Below are 6,000 nucleotides of genomic sequence, written 5' to 3'. Positions count from 1 at the left end.
CGATCTCCCCCCTTGTGGGGGAGATGCCCGGCAGGGCAGAGGGGGTAAACCCCACGCGCCGACCGTCAATCGACAACCTCCTGAAAACCAGCAGCCAGGCCGCTCAGGAAGCGAGCGGCATGCCCTGGCGGTTCGCCATGCGGCGTTCGTGCTCGATCAGCCATTTCTTGCGCCACAGCCCGCCGCCATATCCGGTCAGGCTGCCATCCGCGCCCAGCACCCGGTGACAGGGCACGACGATGGCGATCTGGTTCGCACCATTGGCGCGCGCGACCGCACGCACGGCGGATGACCTGTCCATGGCGGTTGCGAGCGAGGAATAGCTGACGATCTCCCCCGCCGGGATTTCCCGCAGGTTGCGCCAGACATCGCGCTCGAAGGGTGTGCCATGGCCGGCAAGCCGGGTTTCGAAGGCGGCCGAACGGCCGGCGAAATAGGCCTTGAGTTCCGCTTCGATCTGGCCGGTCACAGCCGTCCGGCCGAGCACCATATCCGCACCGGTGCGCGCTTTCAGCCGCTTCAGTTCAGCCGGAAGCGCCGGCCGGTCGGCGAATTCGAGGAGATGCAGGGCATGATCGTCGGCGACGGCGAGCATCGGGCCGATCGGCGTATCGATCCAGTCGCCCTTCAAAAACCCCTTGCCTTTCATGGCGGCGGGGGAAGAGCCGAAGAACTGGTTGATGGCAGCGCGGAAACCGCTGCCGGATTCGTAACCGGCATCGATCTGCGCGCCGATAACCGCTTCGCCGGAAGCGATGCTTTCCGCCGCGCCGCCCACCCGCCGCAACCGGGCGATTTCCAGAAAGCTCATGCCGAAACGGCGCTTGAAGGTGCGGCGCACGGTGGACGGATCATGGCCCATCGCGACCACATCCTCCTCGCGCCAGCGCCGTGCCGGTTCATTTTCCAGCGCCGTCAGCAGCGACGTCACGGTCTCATCGGCGGAGCCATAGGACAGCATCGGCTTGCAGCGCCTGCAGGGGCGGAAACCGGCCTCCAGACATTCGGCGATGGTCTCGCGGAACCGGCAGTTCTCGATCTTCGGCTTGCGCGCCGTGCAGGTGAAACGGCAGAAGATCTTGGTCGAGGTCACGCAGACATAGGCCACGCCCTCATAGGCGGGGTCCTTGTTCACAAGGGCGGAATAGAGCGTTTCGGTGTCGGGGCGTTTGAACAGCATCATGGGGAGGATGCTAGGGCAATTTTTTGGCCCGCGCCGCCGAAAAACGGGCATTGATGTGAGGGATGTTGTCGGCTCGTGTCCGCGCCGTTTCGCGGCCAAGCCGGTGCGGCATATTTCTTCTCCCCGCCGGGGAGAAGGTGGCGCGCAGCGCCGGATGAGGGGGCGACGGTGGAGAGATGCGGAAAGCTTGCCCCCTCATCTGCCCTTCGGGCATCTTCTCCCCGGCGGGGAGAAGAAACGGGCGGCAACCTTGCGGATCAATTCCCCGGCGGTGCGAAGGACGGATCGTCCAGCCGCGTGAAAATCACGCCGCGCGCCTTCAGCGTCAGAAGGCCCTTCACCACGCCCTCGCCCGCTTCATGGGTGGGCTGGTTGATGTGGGAGATGATGACATCGCCATCCCTGGCGGAAGCGATGTGTTTCGCCGTCGCTGCCGCCCCCAGCAGCGAGCCGCCATCGCCATTGACGGAATAACCGGCCACCCGCATGCCGAGCCGGTTGATGGTGGCCATGGAGGACCTGGTATATTTGGCGGTGGCACCACGGAACCATTGCGGCTGGAGGCCGGTGGCGGCGACGATGGCCTGACGGCCGCCTTCCACCTCCTGCTCGACCGCCATTTCGGAACCGGCGGCAGCGATGCCGTAGATGGCAATGGGCTTGTCCACCGCCGGCACATGGTTTTCGCCGTGGTTTTCGATCTCGAACAGATCCGGATGCGCCGTGAGCACGGCCAGCGCCTCGCCATTGTGTTTCAGCCAGCGGGCGGTGACGAAGATCGTCGCGGGAATGCGCTCCTTCACCAGCGTATCGAGAATGCGGTGGTCGGTCTTGCCCATGCAGGCGTCCAGCGTCATCGCCACCCGCACCTTGCCGTCATGCTGTGGCGTCATCTTCAGCGTCGGCTCGACAAGGCCGGTCCCCGCAGAGGCGGCGGATGCGGTGGAGACAAACAGGGCGGCAAGGAAGAGACGACGCAGCATTTTATGTTCCGGAGTGTGAAGAGGTGGCAATCCGCCCGCAAAGCGCCCGAATTAAGGCGCGGTTTCCAGTGCGGACAGCGCCTCTTCCACCCGCTGGCGTTCGGCGCTGGTGAGCGGCAGGATCGGCCGGGGCGGTTCGCTCACCGCCAGCGACAGGATATTGGCGGCGGCATAAACCACGCGGATACTGCCGAATTCCTTAAACAGCGCCCAGAGCGGCTGGAAGGCCGCATCGATCCTCTTCGCCTCTTCCGCATTGCCGGCCTGAGCCGCCCGCATCAGCCGCAGGGCCGGAACCGGCAGCAGGCCGGCGACCACGCTGTACCAGGTGTCGCCGCCGGCAAGCGTGGCGTCAGCGCAGCCCCAGTCACCGCTATAACCGATGGCGAAATCTTGCCCCAGCTTCGGCCTCAGCCGCGCAAGCTCACCGGCATAATCGGAATCGGCCGGCAGCGGCATCTTGATGGCGCGGATATTCGGGATATAGGCAAGCCGCACCAGAAGCTCGTCGCTGAAGGTGAAGCGGGTGGTCGTCGGATTGTTGTAGATGGCGAGCGGCAGGCCCGTCGCACCCGCCACGGCGGCGAAATGGTGATAGGCCTCTTCCTGCGTCAGCGGCGTATAGGACACGGGCGCGAGCAGCAATGCATCCGCACCGGCGGCTTCGGCGTCCTTTGCCAAAGCCACGGCGTCATCGGTGCGCAGCGCGCCGACGCCGGCCATGAGTGTGCGCTTGCCCTTAAGGACCGCGGCGGCCGCTTCGATCGCCCGGCGCCTCTCCGCGCGCGACAGATACATATAGATGCCGGTGCTGCCGAGAATGCCGACGGAATCCACCTCGGCCGCATCAAGCCGCTCGATGAGGGCGGAAAAAGCCTGTGTGTCGACCTGCCCGGCCTCGTCGGCCGGCGTGATCGGAAAAGCCGAAAGCCCCTTGAATCGTGTCGCCATGCCCGTCTCCCTCGCTTTGATCGGCAAGCAGGGTTACAGAGCCGGTGGCGAAGCGGCAAGAAAAGCAGAGGCTAAACGCCTGCCGGCAACCGAAAAAATCCTTGGCTAGTCATAAAGATACAACTTCTTCCACTGTTCCTCGGGAATCCTGTCGCCCACACGATAATCGAAGGACTGGATGCTGAGGCTGTCGCTCTTCAGCTGGCACTTGTATTTGAGCTTGTACCATTCGCCCGCGCTCCTGAAGACCGCCCCCGGCGCCTTGATGGAGTTCTTGCCCACTTCCGGATCGCCGAACGTATAAGCGATGACCTTGTCCGGCCGCATGCCCTTCTGCTCGGTCGCTATCCTTTCCATCGCCTCGATATCGCAGCGCTGTTCCAGCCGCTCCTCGGGGGCCAGCGCATTCAGCTGCCGCATGACGCTGGCGTCGATCGCAAAAGCGGGGGTGAAGGTCTGCAAGCCAAGGAAAAAGGCAGAAAGGGCAGCGGGAAGAAGCTTTCGCATGGGATCCTGTCAGTTTTTTCGTTTGTTCATGTGGTGGGCGGCAGGCCGAACGGCCCGCATCCATCATCGCTGATTTGCCGGATATTGCCAAAATGTGATCGAAAGCTGACCAAATTGTGCCCGAACGCCATCAAGCCTGTGGAGATTTGAAACTTGATCGGCCGCAAGCGGCACTCTACATCTTGGTGCCGCCCAGGAATTTTTACAGGAAAGCGAGTTTCCATTGCCGATTTTCAAGAACCTGCCCATTGCCCCGACCGCCGAAAAAAGGCCCGTCCAGGACACGCATCACGGCATTACCCGCACCGACGATTACGCATGGTTCCGGGCCGATAACTGGCAGGCCATGTTCAAGGACACGTCCATTCTCGACCCGGCGATCCGCGCCCATCTGGAGGCGGAAAACACCTATATGGAAGCAGCCATGGGTGACACCAAGGCGCTTCAGGAAAAGCTGTTCGAGGAAATGAAGGGCCGCATCAAGCAGGATGATTCCTCCGTTCCGGTAAGGGACGGCCCCTATGCCTATGGCACGCTGTTCGTGACCGGCGGCGAGCAGCCGCATTATTTCCGCACCCCGCGCGATGGCGGCGAAAAACATGTGCTGCTTGATGGTGACAAGGAAGCCGAAGGCAAGGACTATTTCCGCCTCTCCGGTCTCGACCAGTCCTCCGATCACAGCCACGGCATCTGGGGTTATGACGACAAGGGTTCGGAATATTTCACCCTGCGCATCCGCAACCTCGAAACCGGCGAAGACCTTGCCGACGTCGTGGAAAACACCGGCGGTGGCGGCGCATGGGCGCCCGATGGCAAGAGCTTCTTTTATACGCTGCAGGACGAGAACCACCGCCCCTCCAAGGTCTTCCATCACATTATCGGCGAGCCGCAATCGGCCGACCGGCTGGTCTATGAGGAAAAGGACCCCGGTTTCTTCATGGGCGTCGGCGCGTCGGTTCTCGACGATTTCATCTTCATCGACATTCACGACCATGAGACCAGCGAATATCGCATTCTCTCCACCAAAGACCTGACGGCCGAGCCTGCTATCGTGGCGGAGCGCGAGGAAGGCATCGAATATTCGATGTGCGAAGGCGGCAACGTCTTCTTCATCCTCACCAATGACGGCGACGCCAAGGATTTCCGCATCGTGGAAGCCCCGGTCACCGCACCCGGCAAGGAAAACTGGAAAGAAGTCGTGCCGCATGAGCCGGGCCGCCTCATTCTCTCCGTCGATGCCTATGCCCGCCACCTGATCTGGCTGGAACGCCGCGACGGCCTGCCGCGCATCGTCATCCGCGACCGCCGCACCGGCGAGGAACATTCCATCGCCTTTGCCGAAGAGGCCTATTCGCTCGGCCTGCATGGCGCGGCGGAATATGACACCGATGTCATCCGCTTCTCCTATTCCTCGATGACGACGCCGAGCCAGCTGTTCGATTACGACATGGTGACGCGCGAGCGCACGCTGCTGAAGACGCAGGAAGTGCCCTCCGGCCACAATCCGGATGATTACATCACCCGCCGCATCATGGCGCCTGCGCATGATGGCGAGCTGGTGCCGGTCTCCCTGCTCTATCGCAAGGATGTGGCGCTTGACGGTTCCGCCCCCTGCCTGCTTTATGGTTATGGCGCTTACGGCATCTCCATTCCCGCCTCTTTCTCCACCACCACGCTGTCGCTCGCCGACCGTGGTTTCATCTATGCCATCGCCCACATCCGCGGCGGCAAGGACAAGGGTTTCGAATGGTACGAGACCGGCAAGATGGAAGCCAAGCAGAACACTTTCAAGGACTTCATCGCTGCCGCCGATCATCTGGTTCAGGAAGGCTTCACTTCCTATGAGGGCATTATCGCCGAAGGCGGCTCGGCCGGCGGCATGCTGATGGGGGCCGTTGCCAATATGGCGCCGGAAAAATTCGCCGGCATCATCGCCGCCGTTCCTTTCGTGGACGTGCTGACCACCATGCTCGATGACACTTTGCCGCTCACCCCGCCTGAATGGCCGGAATGGGGTAATCCGCTTGACTCAGCGGAGGAATACGGCTGGATCGCCGCCTACAGCCCCTATGACAATGTCGGTGCAAAGCCCTACCCGCCTATCCTGGCGCTTTCCGGCCTGACCGACCCGCGGGTGACCTATTGGGAGCCGACCAAATGGGTGGCGAAGCTGCGCGAAAAGACGACGGGAGAAGCACCGATCCTGCTCAAGACCAACATGGCGGCCGGCCATGGCGGCAAGTCCGGCCGTTTCCAGCGGCTGGAGGAAATCGCCTTCGAATATGCCTTCGCGCTGAAGGTGGCCGGCAAGGACGCTGTTTGACATCCTGACCGTGGAACGGGCGGCGACAGGACCGCCGCCCGGCTCCAAACAGT

The 6,000-nt window shown here is 62.5% G+C and carries 5 protein-coding genes; 1 reads left to right on the top strand and 4 read right to left on the bottom strand.

Features of this window, described 5'->3' with window-relative positions; all coding sequences use genetic code 11:
* Positions 1-103 precede the first annotated feature (103 nt).
* The 4 genes from N5D22_RS25535 to N5D22_RS25520 form a co-directional block, all read right to left on the bottom strand.
* A complete protein-coding gene (locus N5D22_RS25535; protein ID WP_279658620.1) occupies positions 104-1,183 on the bottom strand; it encodes a trifunctional transcriptional activator/DNA repair protein Ada/methylated-DNA--[protein]-cysteine S-methyltransferase in 1,080 nt (359 codons plus the stop codon).
* Between the two features lie 257 nt (positions 1,184-1,440).
* Positions 1,441-2,166: a polysaccharide deacetylase family protein gene (locus N5D22_RS25530; RefSeq protein WP_279658619.1), complete on the bottom strand. Its 726-nt coding sequence runs from the start codon at positions 2,164-2,166 to the stop codon at positions 1,441-1,443.
* Between the two features lie 51 nt (positions 2,167-2,217).
* A complete protein-coding gene (locus tag N5D22_RS25525) occupies positions 2,218-3,117 on the bottom strand; it encodes a dihydrodipicolinate synthase family protein (RefSeq protein WP_279658618.1) in 900 nt (299 codons plus the stop codon).
* A gap of 105 nt (positions 3,118-3,222) precedes the next feature.
* Complete coding sequence (locus N5D22_RS25520) at positions 3,223-3,624, bottom strand: DUF930 domain-containing protein (protein ID WP_279658617.1); 402 nt, start codon at positions 3,622-3,624, stop codon at positions 3,223-3,225.
* 223 nt (positions 3,625-3,847) lie between these two features.
* Between N5D22_RS25520 and N5D22_RS25515 the strand changes: the two genes are divergently transcribed.
* Positions 3,848-5,947, top strand: a complete 2,100-nt coding sequence (locus N5D22_RS25515) for a S9 family peptidase (RefSeq protein WP_279658616.1) — start codon at positions 3,848-3,850, stop codon at positions 5,945-5,947.
* Positions 5,948-6,000 lie beyond the last annotated feature (53 nt).

Origin of the sequence: Agrobacterium sp. GD03872 (assembly GCF_029840625.1) — a bacterium.
Lineage (GTDB): Bacteria > Pseudomonadota > Alphaproteobacteria > Rhizobiales > Rhizobiaceae > Agrobacterium > Agrobacterium fabrum_A.
The sequence above is the reverse complement of the archived record's forward strand: the minus strand, read 5'-3'. Positions and strand labels throughout refer to the sequence as shown.